The sequence below is a fragment of the Amycolatopsis regifaucium genome (assembly GCF_001613935.1).
GTDB lineage: Bacteria > Actinomycetota > Actinomycetes > Mycobacteriales > Pseudonocardiaceae > Amycolatopsis > Amycolatopsis regifaucium.
The window spans coordinates 139411-160061 of sequence record NZ_LQCI01000009.1 but is presented as its reverse complement, the minus strand read 5'-3'; the positions used below and the strand labels follow the sequence as shown (position 1 = coordinate 160061).

Genomic DNA, 20651 nt, shown 5'->3' with positions numbered 1-20651 from the left:
GAAACGATGTCCTGATAGCGGCCATCGTGCGGACACAGCCGGACACCCAGGGATTCTGTCCGCGGCCTGCTGCGCACTTCTGGGTGACCCGGAGCGGGTTGGGCCGAATTCCGGCCGGTACGAGGTCAACGACCGTTACCTGCAGTTGGAGTTCGATTCGAACACCGGATGGCCAAACTACGGTGAGGCATGGATGCGCCTCGGTCAACGTTCCGCGGTACGACGTCGGGTAGTCGGCTCTCGACCAGTCTGAAATGGGTGCGGCCCGGCGACCTTGGGCTACGTCGTCGAGGCGAGTCCATCAGGGCAGCAGCTCGCGCAGCCGCCTCAATCCATCCACCGGATCCAGTACCGGTTCGTACTCCAAACCGATCGGTCCCCGTTAGCCCGAATGTGCCAGGGCTCGAAAGGTGGAGCGCCACGATCCCGCCGGTGCCGGGTTCGTGGCGGTCCGGGACGTCGGCGATCTGAACGCGGCCGACGAGGTGCATGTTGCCTGCTAGAACGCTTTCCGGCCGTTCCCCATAGTGATCGAGTGGTAGAGGTCGTAGAGGACGAGGACGTTCTCCCGATCCACCGCCCCGAGGATTTCGAAGGCCTGCGCGGTGCTGGACAGGAATTGACCGGGTGGTCGACGACCGTGTTGAGCGGCTCCAGCAGCAGGGTGATCCCGAAGGGCCGAACGAGTTGAGCGCCGGTGGGCAACGCGTCGATGAGGTTCGAAGCCTACCGTTTCACGCTGATGCCGGGGTCGAGATCGCCGGAGTTTGTCGTAGCGGCAGACAATCCCGAAAAGCGCCCTGGGCGCGTAGACGCTGAGCGCCAGATAGCCGAACGACCCGACCTCAGCGACCGGCCAAAGGGCAAAGCCGTCAGTCGCGTAGACCTCCACGACGGGCTGCATCGTGATCACCTGGGTGAGTATCGCGCAGCCCTCACCCGTCCTGCCTCCAATGAGCAGCTCGGTGCACACCGACAACATCGCAATGGTTCAGAGTTATCGTGTGGCAACTCGGGACGACGTGCGTCGGATCGAGATGAAGTATTCGACGATTGTGGTGCTATGTGCTCACGGGTTCGCGCCGAATTGCCATGGTGGCGCACACGGTGGCCAGTAACCAGATGACCGGTCCGGCGGTCCCGCCGATGAGGTCGACATGGCCGGGAACCACGAGCAGGACGAGGAACGCCACGTCGACCACACCGAGCACGACGCCGTTGAGCCAGTACCCGAGACGGCTGTTGGCGCGGTTCATAACCACCGCGACGAAGATGGCCTGCGTCCCCAGGACGGTGACGCAGATGAAGAACAGGAGGCTTTCAGCTGCCAGCTCGGTATCAGGCGCACCGTCAGCGAGATCACCGATCACCATCGAGACACCGAGACTCATGTGCAGCAGGCCCCACAACGTATACAACGCGGCAGAACTCGCTGCCCATCGACGAGCACCCGTCATTTCGCCCCCCATGTTCACACGAACTCGCCGGTCCCGTCGGCGTGGTCCGGCCATGGGCGGAGCCTATTACCTACCGAATCGTGGCACATCGGGGTGATCCCCGTCTTCAGCCCGGATATCTGGTGGGTCTGCCGGTCGCGGTCCGCGGCGTGCTGGGTCGTCACGCTGTGGGTTCGGCGTCCCTTCTCTGGGCGGCTGAAGGGGTGTTTCGCCGTCCCGCGCCTGGGTAGCCGGGCTGATATGACGTCCCTCGTCCGGTCTCCGTTCCGCGTCCTTGCCTGGCTTCGTCGCTCACGTGCCGTGCACCCGGCCGGGCGAACGTTCACCGCCACCGTCCGGCGGGCACCTGCCTGTCCGTCCTGGGTACCGATCGAGGACGGGATCGCGACCGTACGGTTCTCCCGGGGCGCGGGCCTCCCGACGCGATGGCCGGACGTGCTCGGTATCGCGATCCGGCTGCCCGGCGAGTGGGACGTGCTGGTGGCCAGCACGGCGCGGGGCCTGCTGCCGTGGCCCGCGCGGTCGTGGCGCTCGGCACGGTTCGGCACCATCACGCCGTACACACGCGGTGGCAGGCGGTTTCGGTTCGGTGTCGAGGTCACCGACGCCCGGCTCGGGCATGGCGACCCGGAGCGGCTGACTGGTCAGCTCCCGACCAGCGCCACCCTGATCCTCGGTGACGGCACGCCGGTCGCTGTCATCGCCGTGGACCGGCCCGCGGAGGATGTCACGTTCGACCCGATGCTTCACCACCCCCGCGACATGCGGATGGCCCCGAGGTGGCTGGCGCGGCTGCGCGAACTGGCTTACGCGGGCAGTCGATGGGGCCGACGCGAGTTCCCGCGCGGCCACTGATGGTCCGCACTGCCGGACAGGTCGACGTTCGGGCGCGGACGAGTTGGCGGAGTTCGCCACCCCAGGTCCGCGATCCCCGCGGTCAGCGCGTTGGCGGTGCCTCCAAGCCTTGTTCAGCGTCTCCGGTGACACCGCGCCGGAGCAGCCCGCGCAGGTGACCTGCCCGACCCGGGCGTGCAGCGCCGCTCACACCGGGTTTCGACATGTTCTTACTTTGCCCAGTCCTGAGCGAGCCGGTCGACCAACGCTCTGACGCTCGCCGAAGAGTTCGCCGCCCTCTGGGCGCCTCGACCCTGCTCGGACGCCTCCGGCGTGTTCCCGCCCTCATTCCGGCCGAAGGGGCTCACGGATCAGTGATCTCTGATCTAACGTAAGGTGAGGGTTGTTCCGCCGCCGGTTTCGCCGGGCATCGACGCCTGGACCGTAGACAGTGCGTGTACGCATCCAGCAGGGTCTTCAAGCGCGTCGTGGTGGGGTGAGGTCGTTCGCGTCCGCGTGGCGCCAGAGAAAGTCAGGTTGCCTGTCTGTGTCGAGTCTGGTGTCCCAGGTGTCCGCGCGCCTGCGCACGCGCCCTTCGTGGTTGTCGCCGAAGGTGGCCCGCACGGAGATCCTCGCCGGCTTGGTGGTCGCGCTCGCGCTGATCCCGGAGGCCATCTCCTTCTCCATCATCGCCGGCGTGGACCCGAGTGTCGGGCTGTTCGCGTCGTTCACCATGGCGGTGGTGATCTCGATCGTGGGCGGCCGGTCGGCGATGATCTCCGCCGCGACCGGCGCGATCGCGCTCGTGGTCGCGCCCTTGGTGCGAGAGCACGGGCTGAATCACCTGATCGCCACGGTGATCCTGGGCGGCTTGTTCCAGATCGTGCTCGGCTCCCTCGGCGTCGCCAAGCTGATGCGGTTCGTGCCGCGCAGTGTCATGGTCGGGTTCGTCAACGCGCTGGCGATCCTGATCTTCCTGGCGCAGGTCCCGGAGTTGATCGACGTGCCGTGGCCGGTCTATCCGCTGTTCGCGGGCGGACTCGTGCTCATGGTGCTGTTCCCGAGGCTGACCAAGGTGATTCCCGCGCCGCTGGTGTCCATTGTGGCCTTGACCGTGCTGACGATCGCCGCCGGGATCGCGGTCCCGACCGTGGGGGACAAGGGCGCTCTGCCGTCGTCGCTGCCTGTGCCCGGCCTTCCGAGCGTGCCGTTCACCGTCGGAACCCTCGCCTTGCTCGCGCCGTACGCGCTCGCGTTCGCGCTGGTCGGACTGATGGAGTCGCTGATGACGGCGAAGCTGGTCGACGACATCACCGATACGCGCTCCAACAAGACCCGGGAGGCAATCGGGCAGGGCATCGCCAACATCGTCACGGGCTTCTTCGGTGGCATGGGCGGGTGCGCGATGATCGGTCAGAGCATGATCAACGTCAAGACCGCCGGCGCGCGGACGCGGCTTTCGACGTTTCTGTCCGGTGTTTTCCTGATGGTGCTGTGCATCGCCTTCGGCCCGCTGGTCTCGCAGATCCCGATGGCCGCGCTGGTGGCGGTGATGGTGCTGGTCGCGTTCGGCACCTTCGATTGGCACAGTGTCGCCCCAGCCACGCTCAAGCGGATGCCGTCGGGAGAGGTCGTCGTCATGGTCGTCACCGTGGGCGTCGTGGTGGCCACCGACAACCTGGCCATCGGCGTGGTCGTCGGTTCGATCACCGCGATGGTGATCTTCGCGCGCCGTGTCGCGCGGCTGGTCGAGGTCACCGCCGTGGTGGACCCGGACGGCACGCAGGTCGTCTACACGGTCACCGGTGAGCTGTTCTTCGCCTCCAGCAACGACTTGGTCTATCAGTTCGACTACGCGAACGATCCGGAGAAGGTCGTCGTCGATCTCACCGACGCCCACATCTGGGACGCCTCGACCGTCGCCGCGCTCGACGCGATCACCACCAGGTACGCGTCGCGCGGCAAGACCGTCGAGATCATCGGGCTCAACAAGCACAGTGCTCGCATGCACGGGAAGCTCTCCGGCGAACTTGCCTCGAACCACTGACGCGGTCCGTGATGGCTTACCGCTCACCCGCCGGAACAGGCTGTCCACGCAATATCCCAGCATGGCCTCGGCGCTGTCCACATCTTGTGTCCGATGAGGACACTGGTGCCGACACCGTGGCTGAGTGACACCAATCGTGCCGCCTCCATCGCCACGTCCGCGCGCGGCGCCAGCTGACCGTCATCCCGTGCCTCGTTGAGGAACGCCTCGACGAACGCTCGCGGCGGCACCGGCTTCGGCAGCCCGACCAGGCGAGCTCCCCAGCGATCGTGACTGCGCTTCTCCAGATGTCGCAGCGCGCCGCGCAGCAACTGCTCCTTGGAATCGAAGTAGTACTGCACCAGGCGCAGTGACACCCCCGATTCGGCCGCCACCGAGCGCATCGTGACCGCGTGCAACCCCTCCCGGGCGGCGACCCGCACCAGTGCTTCGGCGATGTGGGCGCGGCGTGCGCGGCCCAGTTCATGGTGGTGCTCGACATCTCGGTGGTGAACGTCGCCTTGCCGTCGATCCGGAGATCGCTCGGTTCGGCGACGCGAGTCAGCAGTGGGTGGTCAACGCCTACGCGCTGACCTTCGCCGGGCTCTTGCTGCTCGGTGGGAAGCTGGCGGCTCTCTACGGTCGTAAACGAGTCTTCGTCGTCGGGCTGGTGCTGTTCATCGATTCTGCTGGTCAACGTTTCCCGTCGGTGCGGCCGCCATCGTGGCGGCCCTGCGCACGCTCTTCGGATCCCGTCGTCCGGTGACACGGCCGTCGCTGGATGTCGCGGGCGCGGTCCTGGCCACGCCTTCAAACTGCCGCCCGTCGCGGCGCGCTTCGGGACCTTCGTCTCGCCCATCTCCCTCCCGGCTTGGCTCAACTCTTTGCTCACCATCGGCGCCGCTCTGGCCAGCATCGAACGAGCACTCCGCCTGCGCCACAACCGATTCCTCGACACCGTTGGCTAGCACTCACGTCCTCATGGCCGTTTGCGACGACTGACCGGGCGGCCGACGCAATCACCCGGCCGGGCCGCAGACGAGCACGCAGGCCTGCGTGATTCGCCTACTCTGCAGCACTTTTCGCTGCGCGGGCGTCGGTGCTGCGACGCGATCGCCAAAGCTCAAGCCGGGCTGCGCCGCGAGCGTGCCTCCGCCACGCGGTCAGGCGACCGGGATGCGCTCCGACTCCCTGAGCTGGCGTCGGGAGGAGATGCCGAGCTTGCGGAAGATATTGCGCAGGTGCGCGTCGACCGTGCGGGGGCTGAGGAACAGCCGTGCCGCTACTTCCTTCGAGGTCGCTCCGGTCGCGACGAGCCGGGCGATGAGTGTTTCTTGAGCGGTGAGCGGCTCGGACGTGCCGGCGGTCTTTTTCCGTGCCACCTCACCGGTCGCCCGCAACTCGTTGGCGGCGCGCAGTGCGAATGCCTCCATGCCCATGTCCGCCAACGATTCGTGCGCGGTGCGTAGCTGTTCGCGGGCGTCCTTGCGGCGGCTCTCGCGGCGCAGCCACTCGCCGTAAAGCAGGCGCGCCCGCGCTCGATACGGAGCCGGCAGACCGGTCAGCTCCACCGCGTGGCGGTAGTCGTCCTCCGCACCGGTCACCAGCGCTCTCGACAAGGCGGTGACGCCCAGCGCCCATGGGGTACCGCTCGCGTCGGCGCGAGCAGTGAGGTCTTCCAGGGCATCGGCGGCTGCGTCGAGTTCGCCGCAGCGGACGGCGGCTTCGATCAGTTCCGGCAACGCGATACCCGCGAGATAGAGATCGCCCGGTGCGGTCGCTTGCCGGGCCGCGCCGAGAGCGGCCGGATAGTCCGCGCAGGCGTTGTACACCACTGCGGCGGCCCAGTGCGCGTTCGCGACCAGGTGGCCGTTTCCGCGGGCGTCGGCGTCACGCAAGGTGGTGCTGATCAGCCGAAGTGTTTCGACGCGCCTGCCGCGCAACGCGGTGGCGTGCACTCTCGCGTAGACCATCGGCGGATCATCGAACGCGTCCGCGATCGCTTCCTCCTCGGCCACCGCGGTCATCGCGGTGCCGAGATCACCCGCGTGGGTGGCGGCGATGGCCTGCTGCGCGAGGGCGAGACGCAAGACCCACGGTGAACCGGTGTCGCGTCCGGTACTCAGCAGCCAGTTGGTGATCTCGAGGTGCGCTTCGATGTCCCAGAGCTCGCCGGCGATCATCAGGGCGAGGGCGGGCCTGCGCGTCCACAACGCGTTCTCCGTGAGCACGCGGCGTAGCATCGGGCCGGCGGCCCGATGACCCTTGGTATTCAACAGGATCAAGGCGTCCAGAACGTCCGGGGCCATAGCCGGCGGAGCGTGTCGCGCCTCGGCGATCACGGTGTCCATCACCCCGTTCGCCCGGCCGACGACGAGGCTCATCTCGAGAGCGTCCAGGAAGCTGTCGCGTGACCACGCCGGGTCCACGGCCGACAGCCGGTGAGCGGCGCGCAGCATCAAGGACGGGCCGTCGCCGTCATTGCGGATGACCGCGATCCGGCCGCGCAAGATCTCCGTGCGGGCGAGTCGCGCATCGTCTGCCACGTCGACGGTCGTGAGCAGTTCCGCCGCCGCGTCGGCCGCGCCCGCGTCTAGTTTCGCCTGGACGGCGGCGAGCGTACGTTCGGAGCGCAGGCTCGGGTCCGACGAGAGCGCGGCGGCTCGTTCCAGGAAAGCCGCGCAAGCCGCGACACCACCCCTGGCGCGGGCGCGCGTCGCGGCGGCCTCCAGCTCGGCGGCGATGTTGTCGTCCAGCCCGATCGCGGCCTCGGCTCGGTGCCAGGCCCTGCGGTCGGGGTCGGTCACCGGATCGGTCACCGCCGCCAGAGCCCGGTGTGCGGTGCGGCGCTCATCGGCGGACGCCGCCCGGTAGACGGCGGACCTGGCCAAGGGATGGCAGAACCGCACGCGCGTGGAGAAGGTCACCAGGTCGGCGGCGTCGGCGTTGGTCTCGATGCCCAGGCGCGCGACCGCCGCCCACAACAGGCGCGGGTCGCCGGTCGGATCGGCGCTCGCGACGGTCAGCAGCTGCCGGGCCTGCGCCGGAAGCCGGTCCAATCTGGCCCGGAAGCTGGCCTCGATCCGTTGCGTCACCGAGGTCACCTCCGGCAGACCGAAGCCACCCGCGTTCGGCAGTTCCAGCAACGCCAGCGGGTTTCCCTGTGCCTCGGCCAGGATTCGTTCCCGCACCTGGTCGTCGATCGCGGTGGTGAGCAACGCACGGGCGTCGGCGTCGGCGAGGCCGGTGAGGGTCAATGCGGGCAGCTCGTCCAGGCCGTGCCGGGCGGCGAAGACGATCGCCACCGGTTCTGCGGCGATGCGTCGCGCCAGGAACGACAACGCCTTCGTCGACGCCGTGTCGAGCCAGTGTGCATCGTCCACGACGCACAGCAGTGGCTGGGCACGTGCCGCTGTGGCGAGCAGCTCCAGCGTCGCCAGACCTACCCGGAACATGTCCGGCTCGCCGTCGGTCATACCGAACCCGACTCGCAACGCCTCGCGGTGACGTGTGTCGAGGTCGTCGAGATGCTCGAGCACCGGGACGCACAGCTGGTGCAGGGCCGCGAACGGCAGTTCGGTCTCGAACTCCGAGCCCGACGCCTCGACCATCCGGAAACCGTTCGCCTCCCGGATGTGGTCGAGCAGCGTGGTCTTGCCGATACCGGCGTCGCCACGCAGCACAAGGACACCGCCGTGGCCATCGGCCGCCGCGTGGAGCAAGCCGTCCAGGCAACGGATCTCGTCGTGCCTGCCGACCAGCGGACCAGTGCGCATGCACCGGACTATAACCACCTAGGCGGACCATCTAGGTGGTTCTCGCCGACGCGACCGCCCGTAGGTCCCGGCCAGTGTTGACGCGTGACCACGACACGAACCGAGCCTCCGCTACTCGCACGGGCGACCGTTCTCGGCGCCGCGACACTCACCATCATGGCCGCCGCGATCATCGCGCCGAGCCTGCCCGCGATGAGCCGGGCGTTCGACGCGGATGTCCTGGTACGCCTGGCGCTGACCATCACGTCGCTGGCCATCGCGGTCAGCGCGCCGCTGGCCGGCGCCTTCGCCGACAGAACCGGCCGCCGTCCGCTCCTGATCACGGCACTGCTGCTCTACGCGGTGAGCGGCACGGCCGGCTTCTTCGTCACTGACCTGGCTGTATTGCTGATCAGCCGCGCGCTGCTCGGGCTCGCCGTCGGCGGCATCATGACGGCGGTCAGCGCGTTGATCACGGACTGGTTCGACGGTCCGCGCCGGGCGGCGTTCCTCGGGCTGCAGCAGGCGTTCGCGAGCCTTGGCGGTGTGGTGTTCCTGCCACTCGCGGGCGTGCTGGCCGGGATCGACTGGCGAGCACCGTTCTGGCTCTACTCGGTCGCCGTGGTCGTCGCGCTGGCCGCCTTGGCAGGCTTGCGCGACGAGCCGCGCGTGAAGATCCAGGGTGGTGTGTTCCGGCCGGCCGCGAAGGCACTGGGTATCTACGCCGTGGCACTCGTCGCGACCCTCGTGTTCTTCATGGCGCCGACACAGCTGCCGTTCCTGCTCTCCGAACTGAGCGTCGGTCCTGGCGTCATCGGCGTCGTGATCGCGGGCAGCACCCTGACCAGTGTCATCGGCGCGCTCGTCTTTCCCCGGCTGCGATGGGGACCGCGCACCATCACGGCGTCGAGCATCGCGTTGCTCGGCGTCGGCTGGCTGCTCGCCGGCACCGGCACGGTCGCCGGGATCGTGGCGGGGCTGCTGGTCGGCGGTATCGGCGTCGGCATCGTCGTGCCCCACCTCAACGTCCAGCTCTCCGGGATGGCCGCCCCGCAGCACCGCGGCCGGATCCTCAGCGGCCTCGTGGCGGGGATCTTCCTCGGCCAGTTCCTCTCGCCGCTCGTCGTCGCCCCGCTCGTCCAGGCTGCCGGAATCGCCGGTGCTTTCGTCTGGACCGGGGTGTTCACCACCGTGGGCGCACTCGGCGCCCTCGTCACGAAGGAGAAGAAATGATCTACCACGGCAATCGGTTCACCCTCCGCGCGGACGCCTCGCCCGAACAGGTCGAGGAGGCGTTGGAGAGCCTGCGCAACCAGGGGCGCGTGATCCCGTCGGTCAAGTCGTTCGTCGTCGGCCGGGACTTCGGCGGCGAGTACGAGTGGGGCGCGGTTTTCGTCATCGAGGATCTCGAAGGCTACTGGCAGTACCTCATCCACCCGGCTCACCGCAACACCGACCGGGTGGGCCTGCCGGTCGTCGACAGGTTCATGTCGTACGACATCACCGACGATGCGGACCCCGAGATGGGTGCCAAGATCACGGCACTGCACCAGAAGCGCTACGACAGCGACCCCGAGTTGACCCAGCTCGTGTCCGGCCTCGGTGAGTACAGCGGCAGCGCTGCGCCCGAAAAGCACTGACAACCCGATAAGCGCTTCACCGTGCACGCGGCACCGATGTGGGGTCGCGAGCGGAATAACGGTCAGAGCCGGGTGGATTCACGCGGTCGTCGCTAGGTGATCCTGTTAGGACAGTTACTTGTCGGGTCGTTCGGCCGGGGTTTCCCAGTCGAGGGTTCGCGGTGCCGGATCCCGTCCGAGGCTGTTGAGGCGTATCACCCGAACAGCTTGCCCATGTCGTCGGCGACCGTCCCTGGACGGATTTCTGGTACCTGGCCAGGGGCGGGTCGCACCGTGAGGTCGGCTAGGTGTCAGGATGCGATGGCAATGGCTGTGGCTGCTTGGTCGAGCCATCCGGCCGGGCCGATGGTGTCCTTCGCGTAGACCTGGTTGAACGGATTTCGCAGGATCAGTCTGCCTTGGTCGCTGATGGCGATCTGGACGGCGGTGGCTCCCTGGTCGATCCAGCCCCCGGCGCCGAGGTGGTCTTTGGCGTAGACATGACTGTCCGGTGTCAGGATGAGGAGCCGGTTCGCGCCGAGCTTCAGCTGGGTGGCGGACGCGTTCTGATTGAGCCATCCGCCACGTCCGGTGATGTCGTCCTTGGCGAACACGGCACCGTCGGTCCTGATGAACGCGACACGTCCTGTTGAGCTCACTTCGACGTCGGTGGCGGTGTAGCAGTCGCTTTGCTGGATCCAGCCACCGTTGTGGAGAGTGTTCTTGGCGTAGATCGCGCCGCAGGGCGTGATGATGGCGACCCGGTCGAGGCCGATGGCGACGTCGACGGCTTGTGCGCCTTGGTTGAGCCAGCCTCCGACGCTGGTAATGTCGTCTTTGCCGTAGACCCAGCCGTCTGGGGTGATGAGGTACATGCGGCCACCGAAGCCCACGACCACTTTGTCGGCTGCCGCACCTTGGTCGAGCCAGCCACCTGCCCCGAGGTGGTCCTTGGCGTAGACGCGGCCTGCTGGGTTGATGAGCGCGCTACGGCGGCCGCCGACGTCGATCGAGGGGGCCGCGGTGTTCTGGTCGAGCCAGTTGCCGGCGGCCAGATCGTCTTTGGCGAAGATCTGGCTGTCCGGGGTGAGCAGAGCGATCCGGTTCGGTACGGGTCCACTGTGTACAGTGCCGAATCGCCAGACTCGCGAGACCCACCCTGCCGCGGGTGTGGGGATCATGTTGTCGGCGCGGGTCACGAGTCCCGAGCCTGCCGGCGAGTTCGATTGGACGATGTCGAAGCGTCCGTTGCCGTGATTGGTGATCACGACCATGGTGTGGGCGTGCGACCAGTCCTGGTCGTTGCCGTTGGCGTTGGTGTACTGGATGACATCACCCTTGACCGCGGAACCCAAAGACACTTCCTGAGCGCCGGAGTTGTCGTACCCACTGATGACTCCACCGCCTCCGAAGTAGCCCCCGGCCGCCGCTACCCAACGCTGCACGCTCTTGACGCACTCGCCCGGCTGGTTCCAGCCCGTCGGGCGGGACGTCCCCAGCTCGGCGAGGCCCGCACCCGCGACGTCAGCGTTGCTGAACGCCTGCACCGCGTGTGCGGTGCTGGTGGTGAGGACACTGCTCAAGACGAGCAGGAAGACGCCGGAGAAGATGGCACCGAATCTCCTTCGCGCGGTAGTCACGATCTGCCCCCTCAGCGCTGCAACGCGGAACCGCATCGTCATCCCTCGGGTGGCAGTCGCGATCGCCTTCCGCGTCGTTACAGACCGGGTACGCGTTCAGCGGGCTGCCGGGAGTGGTGGGCGGCTTCTCGGTGTCACGGTGAGAGGGATGCCCGCAGCCGGCCGATGACCCGCAGGATCTCGCTGCGGTGCTTGGCGGACTTGAGCCACGCCGGAAGCCGGGCAAGCATGGTCAGCCCGGGAAACTTGCCGCGTTCGCGGTGCCGCGCGCCGAGGTAACCTTCCAGGATGTCGAGGTGGCGTTCGTTGAGCGCCCACAGAGTCTGGTTTCCGCAGCAATTCGCTTGCAACCACAGTGGTTGACCGAAGTACGGATCAACGGGGCCGCTCCACCACGACATCGTCTTTCGGGTTGCATCAGGCCAGTTTCTGACGTGGCCACAGGCGCGACAAACCAGCCGGCGAGGCCACCATGCCGAGCAGATGTCAGGTGGTTCGCCATCAAGCCATGGTGCGACCTGAGCGCGCCCTTGGCATGCCGGACACACCACCTGGACGGCGTCCTCCGCCAAGGCATACAGCGACACATCGGGATCGGTAAAACGGCCGTGTGCCGTCGATGGCTTGGCGTTCACGCCGCCATTGTGCCCATCGGCTTTGTTCCGGCGCATCTTCTTTTCCGCCGCCTGATCAACAGCATTCGACATGACCGGCATGGTCAGTTGTGACCGTCCTGTGTCTTCTGGTTGCAGATCAGCTACCTGACGCGACCGTGCCAGCGATGTGAATCGGGACAATCCTCGACGCGGGCATTTCACGTGCCGGCTCGGCCTCTCGCTGAAAAGGGTCCCGCACGGTTCGTGCGGGGCCATTTTCACCGGTCTGCATCACCCGCAGCTCCAGGAACCATGGTCCTCGTCAGCACGCGGAGAAACTGATCCCCCTATTCCTGCGCAAACTCCTCACCGGCGAACCGGTCACTTTGCGACCGCGGGGGCCGCGCGCGGGGGATCGCGCTCAACTCGGACGCGGAGTTGACCGACTTGCCTTCGCTCAGTGGGGTCAGGATGCGCTGCAGCTGACGCTGGGCCAATTCCAGTTTCCGTTGTGCTGGATGGTGACACCCCAGTTGGAGCCGTTGCCGTTGGGTTTGGCGACGAGGACCTGACTGCTGGGCCAGGTGCCGTTGATGTTCCAGGCGGCACTGATCCTCGCGGGGCTCGGAACGGTCATGGTGACCGTCCAGGCCGAGGAGCCGCTGACCGAAACGTTCAGGTTGTACCGGTCGCTCCAGGTCTGCCCCGCCGAAAGCGTGGCGGTGCAACCGCCCCCGCCCGGAGTCGTGGGTGTGGTCGGGGTGGTGGGTGTCGTGGTCGGGCTTCCGGCGTTGAGGGCGTTCAATACCGAGTTGTAGGCGGCTTTCTTGTTGCCGTTGCCGTCGAACAGGAGGGGACTCTCGCTGGAACGCCAGGAGTCGCTGTCACGCACGCCCCACACGGTGATGCCGACGCAGCGCGCGACGTTCAGGCAGGCCTGAGTCAGCGCCGTGTACTGCGCGGTGGAAGCGTTCGTGACGTCGACCTCGGTGAGCGCCACGTCGACGCCGAGCGCCGCGAAGCTGGAGATCGTCGTCTGGAAGTTGCTCGGAACCGAACTGCCGCCGGTGAAGTGGGCCTGCAGGCCCACACAGTCGATCGGCACGCCGCGGGCCTTGAAGTCCCGCACCATGTTGTACACGCCCTGCGTCTTGCCGTAGTTCCAGTTGTCTATGTTGTAGTCGTTGTAGCAGAGCTTGACCGACGGGTCGGCCGCGCGCGCCGTCCGGAACGCGACCTCGATCCAGTCGTTGCCCGTGCCCTGCAGATTCGACGAACGGCGGCTGCCGTCTTCGTTGAAGGCTTCGTTGACCACGTCCCAGTGCGCGAGTTTGCCCTGGTAATGCGCCATGACCTTCTGGATGTGGTTGATCATCGCGCTGCGGAGGGCGCTGCCGTTCATGTTCTGCATCCACCCCGGCTGCTGCGCGTGCCAGGCGAGAGTGTGACCGCGGACCCGCAGCCCATGGCTGACCGCCCAGTTGTAGATCTGGTCGCCCGCCGAGAAGTTGAACTGGTTCTGGTTGGGCTCGGTCGCGTCGGGCTTCATCTCGTTCTCGGCCGTCACCATGTCGAACTCGCGTGCCGCGATCGTGGTGTAGGCCGAGTTGCCGAGCCTTCCGCCGGCGATCGCGGTGCCGAAATACCGGCCGGACTGCGCGGCCGCCGCTCCCAGCGTACTGGCCGCGGCGTCAGCGCCCGGAGCCGTCACCAGCACGGCGGCCGTGACGATCACGCTGGCCACTCCCAGCAGTATCCGCGCGGTCGATGACCGCCACCACCGCCTGCCGTGCAGGTCCGACGAACTTCTTGCCATCCGTGGTCTCCTCCCGGGCGCCGCCCAGGGGATGCCCATCTCGGGACATGTCCCCCCGCCGGCGAGCCGGCACCGGGAACCAAGTCTCCGGTGGCCTGGACGAAATCGATGATGTTCACCTACCGCGAGCAGCAGAACACGGCGCGGCGTCACCGGGCAAAGAGTTTCGAGGAACTTTCGGTGCTCGTCCGCGCGGGGCGGGAACCGCCTTCATGATCCACAATGGACGCATCTCGTGCCACGTGCGGCAAAGCCGGGTTCACCGTCAGGCCAAGCACGCTGTCTCGGGTTCGTTCGTCCCCTCCACACTCTCCGGTCCGGTCGCCGCGGTCGCGGGCCAGCCTGGCGCGGTCAGGCCAGACTACGACCGATGTCGTATGGCGCAAACGGAGCTGCGTATGGAGGGCTCAGCGCGTAGGTAACGCGCGCGAGATGCACTTGGGCTGGGTGGGTGACCCGGCCGGGCGGCGCCGTCTGCCAAGCGGGCGCTGGCACCCGGCCACTAGTCCTCGGTTAAGCCCGCGTCAGCGTCCCGGGCGGCCCAAGGCAGAACGGCTAGGTGTCACCGAACAGCGCTTGAGCGGTCGCGACGACGACGTCCGGGCACCGGTCTGGGAGCGGCCACGGCCCCGCAGTTGTGCCGAGTGGGCAGACCGCTGGGCCGAATCCATCGAGTAGGACTAACGCTCGCGTCGGCGAATATTCATCCAAATCAAGCTCAGGATGGTGCATAGATCACCGAGCTTTGGGCAACCTGTGTCCAGGTTGCCGGTCTGCTGCGGACGATCGGCAACTCAGGTCCCGCCGGTTGACCTACCAGCCGGCGGGACCGACCCGGTCGACCCGGCGCGGCGACGTCAGTCTGTGCCCACGCCATGGCTTGACGATGCGCGACGGGCACGGCGTCGTTGTCGCCACGTCGGCGCCGGTCGTACGGGTCAGGGATGTACTGGTTATTGGGGGTGCGGTGGCCGTCGGATGGCGCGAAAGAATGCCCGGATGTCATCGACGAGCAGGTCCGGTTGTTCCATGGCCGCGAAATGGCCGCCGCGGTCGAACTCGGTCCAGCTCACGATGTTGGAGTACTCGCGCTCGGCGAGTCGCCGTACTGCCCGGGCATCATGGGGAAACTGCGCCACCCCCATGGGGACGGTCGATGGGTCCAGTGCGGTGAGCACGCGTTCCTCGCGGTACACGCGGGCCGATGATCCCGCCGTGTTCGTCAGCCAGTAGAGCATCGTGGTGGTGAGCAGGTAATCCCAGTCGACCGTGTCCTCATGCAGTGCCTGTGCTTCATTGACACCGCGGTACAAGTCGACGATCCAGGCAAGCTGGCCGACCGGTGAGTCGGCCAGGGCGTACGCCAGTGTCTGCGGTCGCGTTGCCTGCATCGTCCGGTACCCGGCGAAGCGGGAGCCGAAGTCGGCCAGCGCCTGTAGCCGCTCCTGGTCCTCGTCATCGAGCTCGGCCAATGCCGCCGGATCCGGTGGCGCTACCGTCAGCAAAGTGTTGACGTGCACGCCGAGCACATGGTCGGGGTCGAGCACGCCCAGGTAGTGCGAAATGCCGAACCCCAGGTCCCCGCCCTGCGCCCCATACTGGTCATAACCTAGCCGGGCCATCAATTCGGCGAACGCGTGTGCCATGCGATGCATCGACCACCCGGCGTCCGGGGGTGGCCCGGAGAACCCGAAACCCGGCAGGGACGGGATCACCAGATGGAAGGCGTCGGCTGGATCGCCACCGTGTTCCCGCGGGTTCGTCAACGGCCCGATGATCTTCGTGAATTCCGCGATCGAGCCCGGCCAGCCGTGCGAGAGGATCAGTGGCAACGCGTTCGGTTCGGTCGAGCGGACGTGGAGGAAGTGCACGTTCGCGCCGTCGATGGCGGTGGTGAATTGGGGGAACCCATTGAGTTCGGCCTCGTGGGCCCGCCAGTCGTAACGGGTGCGCCAATATTCGGACAGTTCCCTCAGATAGACGGGTGACACGCCTGAGTTCCAGTCGTCTTCACTGGGCCCGGCAGGCCAGCGGACCCGGCCCAGCCGCTCCCGCAAATCGTCCAGATCTGCCTGGGGGATGGCGATGCTGAACGGACGGATCTCGGATGACATAGGCATTCCCCGATCGACTTCGTCCGGTATTCGCGCCGGACCGATGACGGCCAGGAGAATCGCCTTGACCGCCCGTCGCAGCGTGGCTCGGTCCGGAGCCGTCGATGGCTGATGCACGATGGTGTCGTAGGTGATGCCGTCGATCATCGACAGGATCAGATTCGCTTGTTCCTCGACCTGAGCGGCTGTTTTCCCTCGCGGGGCGAGCAGGGTGCGAGTGTGTGCCAGGAACCTGTCGCGCACCGGCGCCAGCGCCGTGCGCAGCTCCGGCTGCTCGGCTGCTTGGAGCCAGATCTCCAACCTGGCCTTCGTCCGCTTCCGGTCCGGTCCGAGCCACTGCAGCAGTGCCCCCGCTATGGTGTCAGCGGTTTGGTCGATGGTCGACGGCGTGACCATCGCCGGAGAAGCCAGCATGGTTTCGGCGCCGGCCAGTTCGTGCTCGGCGATGCGTTCGGCAACGCCTTGCAGAAGTTCCTTGCGGGTGCGGAAGTAGAAGCTCGTCGAGCCTGTCGCGACGCCCGCTTCGTCATCGATGGCCTTGTAGGTCAAGCCGCGCAATCCTTCGGAAGCGACCACTGAAATCGCCGCGTCCAGCAGCATCGCGGTTCGCTGGGTTCGGCTCATCGCGTCGCCCGCTTTCGCAACGTCCGCAGCAGCGCCATCCTCAGCACGCCGCTGAACGGCCGGATGAGCAGCCAGTAGCGGGCCATGGCTCGACGTGCGCCCGCGTCCATGCAGACGACCCTGGTCTCGGTGACCACGTGGGTCCGCCCTGCGCCGGTCTCGGTGAAACTGAAGCTCACCGTGGCCTTCGCGTATCCGGGCTCGGCAAAGGCCAAGAATCCCGCCGGGCCGGTGATCTCCTCTCGGTTCCGGTGCTTGCCGAACTCCCACCACCGCCCGACCAAACCCTCCACGACCTCCCGCGGCCGCTCCGCGGCAAGGGGGATGAACATCTTCGGCAGGTCGCTGTGCGCATGGCCATGGCGAAGCCGGGCGATGCAGCTGCGGACCGCGATCAAGGCACGAGCGATCGGAGGCGGATCGGTGATGGTCATGGCCTGCCACGCGCTCCACACGGCTTCCGGAGACGCGGAAATGTCAATCTCGTGTCGCTCGGCGAAATCCGGTCGCGGAGTGAACTGCTCAGCGAGTGCGGTCATCACGCATCCTCTCTATGTACACAGAGACCACTCTATGACCATAGAGAGGATGCGTGCAATGGGCCCGTGCTGTCGGAACAGGTGCGTGCCAGGAACACGTCGCTGCTGCACGCCGTTCCTGGGCCGAGGTCATGGGCAGCCTCTACGAGTACGCGGCGCTGCGAGTGGTGCCTCGCGTGGATCGTGAGGAATCGATGAACGGCGGCGTGCTGTGTACCGCAGGAGCAGCGGTTCCTCGCGCCAGGAATAGAGCTTGACGAGCGTGGCGGCGAGGGAATGTACAGCGTCAGCCAGTTTCGCAGTGCCGCCCGGCTCCGCGGTTCCGGCGAGCGATGATCCCGGGATCATCGCTCGCCGGTACGGGTCTCAGCGGACGGTGAGGGTGTAGTCCGTTGTTCCGGTGTTGCCGGTGCTGTCCGTCGCGGTGATGGTCACCTTGTAGGTACCGCGCTGGTACGGCCCATGACGGTCATCCGCGAAGTGCCGCCGGGGTTGACGGTCGGCGGGGAGAAGGTCGGCGGGTGGGGGAGGCCGGTGCCACTGAGCCGGATGGGACCCGTGCCGCCGGTGACCGTGATCGTCGCGTTGGCGTAGCCCCCGGGCGGGACGATGCCGGAATTCGACGAGAGGGACGGTTTCGGGCCGGTGGCGTTACCACCGTCGCCGACCGTGAGCGTGAACTCGGCGGTCTTGGCTCCGGAGGTGCCCTTGGCCGTGATGGCGATCTTGTACGTGCCCGCCGGGGTGCTCGTCGACGGCTGCAAGGTCAGCTTGGCCACGTCACCGGAGTCGATGCTCGCCGAGGGCTGGAAAGTGGCGGTCGTGCCGGCGGGCAGGGCCGACGCGCTCAGGTCCAGCTTTTCCGGTCCTTGGTCGCCTGCCTTGGTGGTGACGCTGGTGGAGACGTGGCTGCCCGGCGCGGCCTTGCCGGAGGCCGGAGACAGTGCCATCGTGAACTTGCCGTCGCCGGGCTGGGTCCCGCCGATCTCGGCGCGGGCCCAGTCGCCCATCGCGTTGGTCAGGCGGGCCATGATGCTGTAGCGGTCGCAAGCGCTGGAGCCCCACGACGAGACGCCGACGACCACACCATCGACGATGAACGGTCCACCGCTGTCACCCGAGCAGTCGGCGGTGCGCCCGTCGTTGTAGCCAGTGCATACCATGAGGTCAGCGTTGACCCGGATGTCGAAAACCTGGCAGCCGGAGGGGTCGTTGACCGGCATGGTGGTCTTGCGGAGTTCGCCGGAGCCGCCGCCCGACGACGTCTTGCCGTAGCCGAGGGAGGTGCCTGACTTGCCCGGCTGGGTGAGCGCGCTGTCGCCGGAACCCGCCACCTTGGCCCACTGGCTCTCTGGCACCGGGATGTCGTCGACGGTGGTGACCACCGCGACGTCGTAGCCGGTTCGCCAGCCACCGGAGCCGGTGTAGCCGGGGTGGGTCTTGAACGAGGCAACGGCCGTGCGGAACGTCTCGTCACCCGGAGTGTTCAAGTCGTCGTCACCGTAGAAGTAGCTCTTGGCGCCGCTGGTGTCGACCATGCAGTGTGCCGCGGTGAGTATCTTGCGCTTGCCGACGACGGAGGCGGTGCAGGACTGTCCCTGCGGACCGCCGCCCCCGACCCGCATGCCCGCGATGACGAACGGGTACTCCTTGACGGTGGTGCGTTCCCCGTTGACGATCCGGGTTCCCCAGTCGCCCGTGCGGAGCTGGTCGGTCGGGGTCGCGGCGACACTGACCTTGTCGGGCGGCGCGGCGACAGCGGTGGTGCTCACGACCAGCAGGGCCGCCGTGGCCAGTGGCGCGGTGAGTGCTACTGCGAAGCGTGATGTTCTCATCATTCTCCTTCGAGGGAAAAGGAACGGGTGTCCGTCCACTTCGGTCAGAACGTGATGGACCAGCCCGTGAGCGTGCCGGCGTCGAAGCCGTAGGTGTCGTGAACCGAAAGCCGCCACGTACCGTTCGCGTCCTCGCGTGACGCGTCCACGGTGAAGCTCTGGTGCACACCGCCGGACTCAGCGACGCCACCCGCGCGTTTGAGCGGGTAGGACGCCCCACTCGGCCCGATAAGGTCGATGTCGAGGTCCGCGGTGTAGGCGTGGTCGATGTCGACCCGGACTGCCAACGATGCCGAAGCCTTGCCCTGACAGGAGTCCTGGTTCACGGAGGTGTCCACCGCCGCACCTGCGTCGGGGATGGCCACGTCCTGGTCGTTGCTCTTCACCCCGCATTTGGACGGCGTGCCACCGCCGATGTCGCCGACGTAGAGCACCTTGTTGGGCGAGTCCGTCCCGGGATTGGTGATCAGATCCGGGCTGGCGCTTCGCACCAGCGCGTCGCTGACCTGCCGCGGGGTCGCGCCCGGGTTCGCGGCCAGATACAGCGCCGCCGCGCCCGCGACATGCGGGGAGGCCATGGACGTACCGCTGCCGGTGCGGAACTTTCCGGTGTGGTCACTGGAATAGATGTTGCCGCCCGGAGCGAAGAGGTCGACACAGCGACCGTAGTTCCCGCCGCGGGTGCGGTCTTTGTTGAACCAGCCAACGGTGATCGCCTCGGGAACACGCGCAGGGCTGACGCCGCACGCGTCCTGACCGTTGTTCCCCGCGGAGACCGCCACCACGATCCCCTTGGCCACCATGGCCTTGACCTGCTCGTCGCCGACGCCGAGGACGTCCATGCCCAGGCTCATGTTCACCACCGCGGGCCCTACGGCGTTCTTGGCCACCCACTCCATGGCGCCGACCGTGGCCGAGTCCGGCCCGGAGCCCTTGCAGTCCAGCGAGCGCACGGCCACGACCTTGGCCTTCTTCGCCACCCCGACCGTCGCACCCGCGATCGTTCCCGCCACATGCGAGCCGTGCCAGTAACAATCGCTCGCATCTGTGTCGTTGTCGAGCATGTCGTAGCCGTGACTCGCCCTGCCCTCGAACTCGGGGTGCTGGGTATTGACCCCGGAATCGATGACATAGGCGGTCACCCGTTCACCCGAGTTCGGGAAGGTGTACTTCTTGTCCAGGGTGGCGGCCCGCTGGTCGATCTGGTCCAAGCCCCACGAAGGTGGGTTCGGCTGCTCGCCCGCCGCCCTGGTCGTGCCGTCCTGGTGTACCGATTTGACCGACGGATCGGCGGCCAGGCGTCGCGCTTGCCGCTCGGTCAGGTTACGGACCGCGAACCCGTTCAGGGTGACCGAGTATGTGTCGGTCACCTCGCCGCCGTAGCGCTGGCTGAGTGCTGCGGCCTGGCCCTCGGTCGCGGCGCGGGCGCCGCTGTCGAGGATCACGATGTACTGTCCGGGGTAAGGATGGGCGGCCTGCGCGACGGCCGCTTCCGCCTGCCGCGCCACAGCTTCGCCCGCAGTGGTCGCCACCGAGGCTGCGGCGACCGCGACGGTGAACAAGCTGGAAAATAATCGTTTCCTGCGTTCTTGCATCGATTCCTCCATCATGCGTTCGAGCGGCCATCGGCACGGACTGGCGACAGCAGACCGCTCGGGAATCCACTTTTCGGTGTGGGCGACAGGGAAACAAGCGTGGTTGAGACCCGTATGAGTACGGAATCGTGCGTGCGCGCCGAATGCGCGTGCTCACGGGGTTACGCCGCCCCCGGCGGCCGACCTACCCTGTAGGACAGT

Annotated in this window: 17 protein-coding genes and 1 pseudogene; 6 read left to right on the top strand and 12 right to left on the bottom strand. The window is 67.1% G+C overall.

Annotated features, from left to right (window positions below; translation table 11 throughout):
• Positions 1-499 precede the first annotated feature (499 nt).
• Together AVL48_RS10685 and AVL48_RS10680 are read right to left on the bottom strand one after the other, a co-directional pair.
• The gene (locus AVL48_RS10685; RefSeq protein WP_143104802.1) at positions 500-913 is read right to left on the bottom strand and encodes a hypothetical protein; all 414 of its coding nucleotides are present in this window, start codon (positions 911-913) and stop codon (positions 500-502) included.
• 148 nt (positions 914-1061) lie between these two features.
• Positions 1062-1373, bottom strand: a complete 312-nt coding sequence (locus AVL48_RS10680) for a hypothetical protein (protein WP_061982678.1) — start codon at positions 1371-1373, stop codon at positions 1062-1064.
• Positions 1374-1697: 324 nt separating this feature from the next.
• On the opposite strand from AVL48_RS10680, the gene AVL48_RS10675 reads away from it, so the two are divergent.
• Both AVL48_RS10675 and AVL48_RS10670 read left to right on the top strand, forming a co-directional pair.
• Positions 1698-2312, top strand: coding sequence for a hypothetical protein (locus AVL48_RS10675; RefSeq protein ID WP_143104801.1), 615 nt, complete (start codon positions 1698-1700; stop codon positions 2310-2312).
• A gap of 526 nt (positions 2313-2838) precedes the next feature.
• Positions 2839-4338 carry a SulP family inorganic anion transporter gene (locus AVL48_RS10670; protein WP_061982643.1) on the top strand — a complete coding sequence of 500 codons (1500 nt, stop codon included), beginning with the start codon at positions 2839-2841 and terminating at the stop codon, positions 4336-4338.
• Between the two features lie 23 nt (positions 4339-4361).
• Here the strand turns inward: AVL48_RS10670 and AVL48_RS10665 are convergent, their stop codons facing one another.
• The gene (locus tag AVL48_RS10665) at positions 4362-4760 is read right to left on the bottom strand and encodes a TetR/AcrR family transcriptional regulator (RefSeq protein ID WP_061982644.1); all 399 of its coding nucleotides are present in this window, start codon (positions 4758-4760) and stop codon (positions 4362-4364) included.
• Positions 4761-4802: 42 nt separating this feature from the next.
• Here AVL48_RS10665 and AVL48_RS38205 point away from each other — a divergent pair.
• Positions 4803-4996, top strand: a pseudogene (locus tag AVL48_RS38205) (MFS transporter); the annotation flags it as partial.
• A gap of 484 nt (positions 4997-5480) precedes the next feature.
• Here the strand turns inward: AVL48_RS38205 and AVL48_RS10655 are convergent.
• Positions 5481-8093 carry an ATP-binding protein gene (locus AVL48_RS10655; protein ID WP_061982646.1) on the bottom strand — a complete coding sequence of 871 codons (2613 nt, stop codon included), beginning with the start codon at positions 8091-8093 and terminating at the stop codon, positions 5481-5483.
• 84 nt (positions 8094-8177) lie between these two features.
• Here AVL48_RS10655 and AVL48_RS10650 point away from each other — a divergent pair, with 84 nt between their 5' ends.
• Together AVL48_RS10650 and AVL48_RS10645 are read left to right on the top strand one after the other, a co-directional pair.
• Positions 8178-9305, top strand: a complete 1128-nt coding sequence (locus AVL48_RS10650; protein ID WP_061982647.1) for an MFS transporter — start codon at positions 8178-8180, stop codon at positions 9303-9305.
• Entirely contained in the window at positions 9302-9712 is a 411-nt protein-coding gene (locus tag AVL48_RS10645; protein WP_061982648.1) for a Dabb family protein, read from the top strand. Before AVL48_RS10650 ends, AVL48_RS10645 begins: the two co-directional genes overlap by 4 nt.
• Positions 9713-10002: 290 nt before the next feature.
• Here AVL48_RS10645 and AVL48_RS10640 read toward each other — a convergent pair whose 3' ends face one another.
• The 5 genes from AVL48_RS10640 to AVL48_RS10620 all read right to left on the bottom strand — a co-directional run bounded on the left by AVL48_RS10640 (position 10003) and on the right by AVL48_RS10620 (position 17020).
• On the bottom strand, positions 10003-11373 hold the full coding sequence (locus tag AVL48_RS10640; protein WP_061982649.1) for a hypothetical protein: 1371 nt from the start codon (positions 11371-11373) through the stop codon (positions 10003-10005).
• Between the two features lie 92 nt (positions 11374-11465).
• The gene (locus tag AVL48_RS37985; RefSeq protein ID WP_244162556.1) at positions 11466-12038 is read right to left on the bottom strand and encodes a TFIIB-type zinc ribbon-containing protein; all 573 of its coding nucleotides are present in this window, start codon (positions 12036-12038) and stop codon (positions 11466-11468) included.
• A 355-nt stretch (positions 12039-12393) separates the two neighbouring features.
• A complete protein-coding gene (locus AVL48_RS10630; protein WP_061982650.1) occupies positions 12394-13743 on the bottom strand; it encodes a glycoside hydrolase family 10 protein in 1350 nt (449 codons plus the stop codon).
• Between the two features lie 953 nt (positions 13744-14696).
• On the bottom strand, positions 14697-16457 hold the full coding sequence (locus tag AVL48_RS10625) for an alpha/beta fold hydrolase (RefSeq protein ID WP_158070226.1): 1761 nt from the start codon (positions 16455-16457) through the stop codon (positions 14697-14699).
• A gap of 20 nt (positions 16458-16477) precedes the next feature.
• The gene (locus tag AVL48_RS10620) at positions 16478-17020 is read right to left on the bottom strand and encodes a DUF2867 domain-containing protein (RefSeq protein ID WP_061982651.1); all 543 of its coding nucleotides are present in this window, start codon (positions 17018-17020) and stop codon (positions 16478-16480) included.
• 131 nt (positions 17021-17151) lie between these two features.
• Here AVL48_RS10620 and AVL48_RS40810 point away from each other — a divergent pair, with 131 nt between their 5' ends.
• Positions 17152-17277: a DUF3037 domain-containing protein gene (locus AVL48_RS40810; protein ID WP_425266127.1), complete on the top strand. Its 126-nt coding sequence runs from the start codon at positions 17152-17154 to the stop codon at positions 17275-17277.
• A 109-nt stretch (positions 17278-17386) separates the two neighbouring features.
• Here the strand turns inward: AVL48_RS40810 and AVL48_RS40715 are convergent, their stop codons facing one another.
• From AVL48_RS40715 to AVL48_RS10610, 3 genes are read right to left on the bottom strand one after another with little or no spacing between them, the layout of a single operon-like run.
• Positions 17387-17455, bottom strand: a complete 69-nt coding sequence (locus AVL48_RS40715) for a hypothetical protein (RefSeq protein ID WP_341865679.1) — start codon at positions 17453-17455, stop codon at positions 17387-17389.
• The gene (locus AVL48_RS10615; RefSeq protein WP_244162555.1) at positions 17452-18855 is read right to left on the bottom strand and encodes a trypsin-like serine protease; all 1404 of its coding nucleotides are present in this window, start codon (positions 18853-18855) and stop codon (positions 17452-17454) included. Before AVL48_RS10615 ends, AVL48_RS40715 begins: the two co-directional genes overlap by 4 nt.
• Before the next feature lie 44 nt (positions 18856-18899).
• The gene (locus AVL48_RS10610; RefSeq protein ID WP_061987556.1) at positions 18900-20450 is read right to left on the bottom strand and encodes a S8 family peptidase; all 1551 of its coding nucleotides are present in this window, start codon (positions 20448-20450) and stop codon (positions 18900-18902) included.
• Positions 20451-20651: the final 201 nt, after the last annotated feature.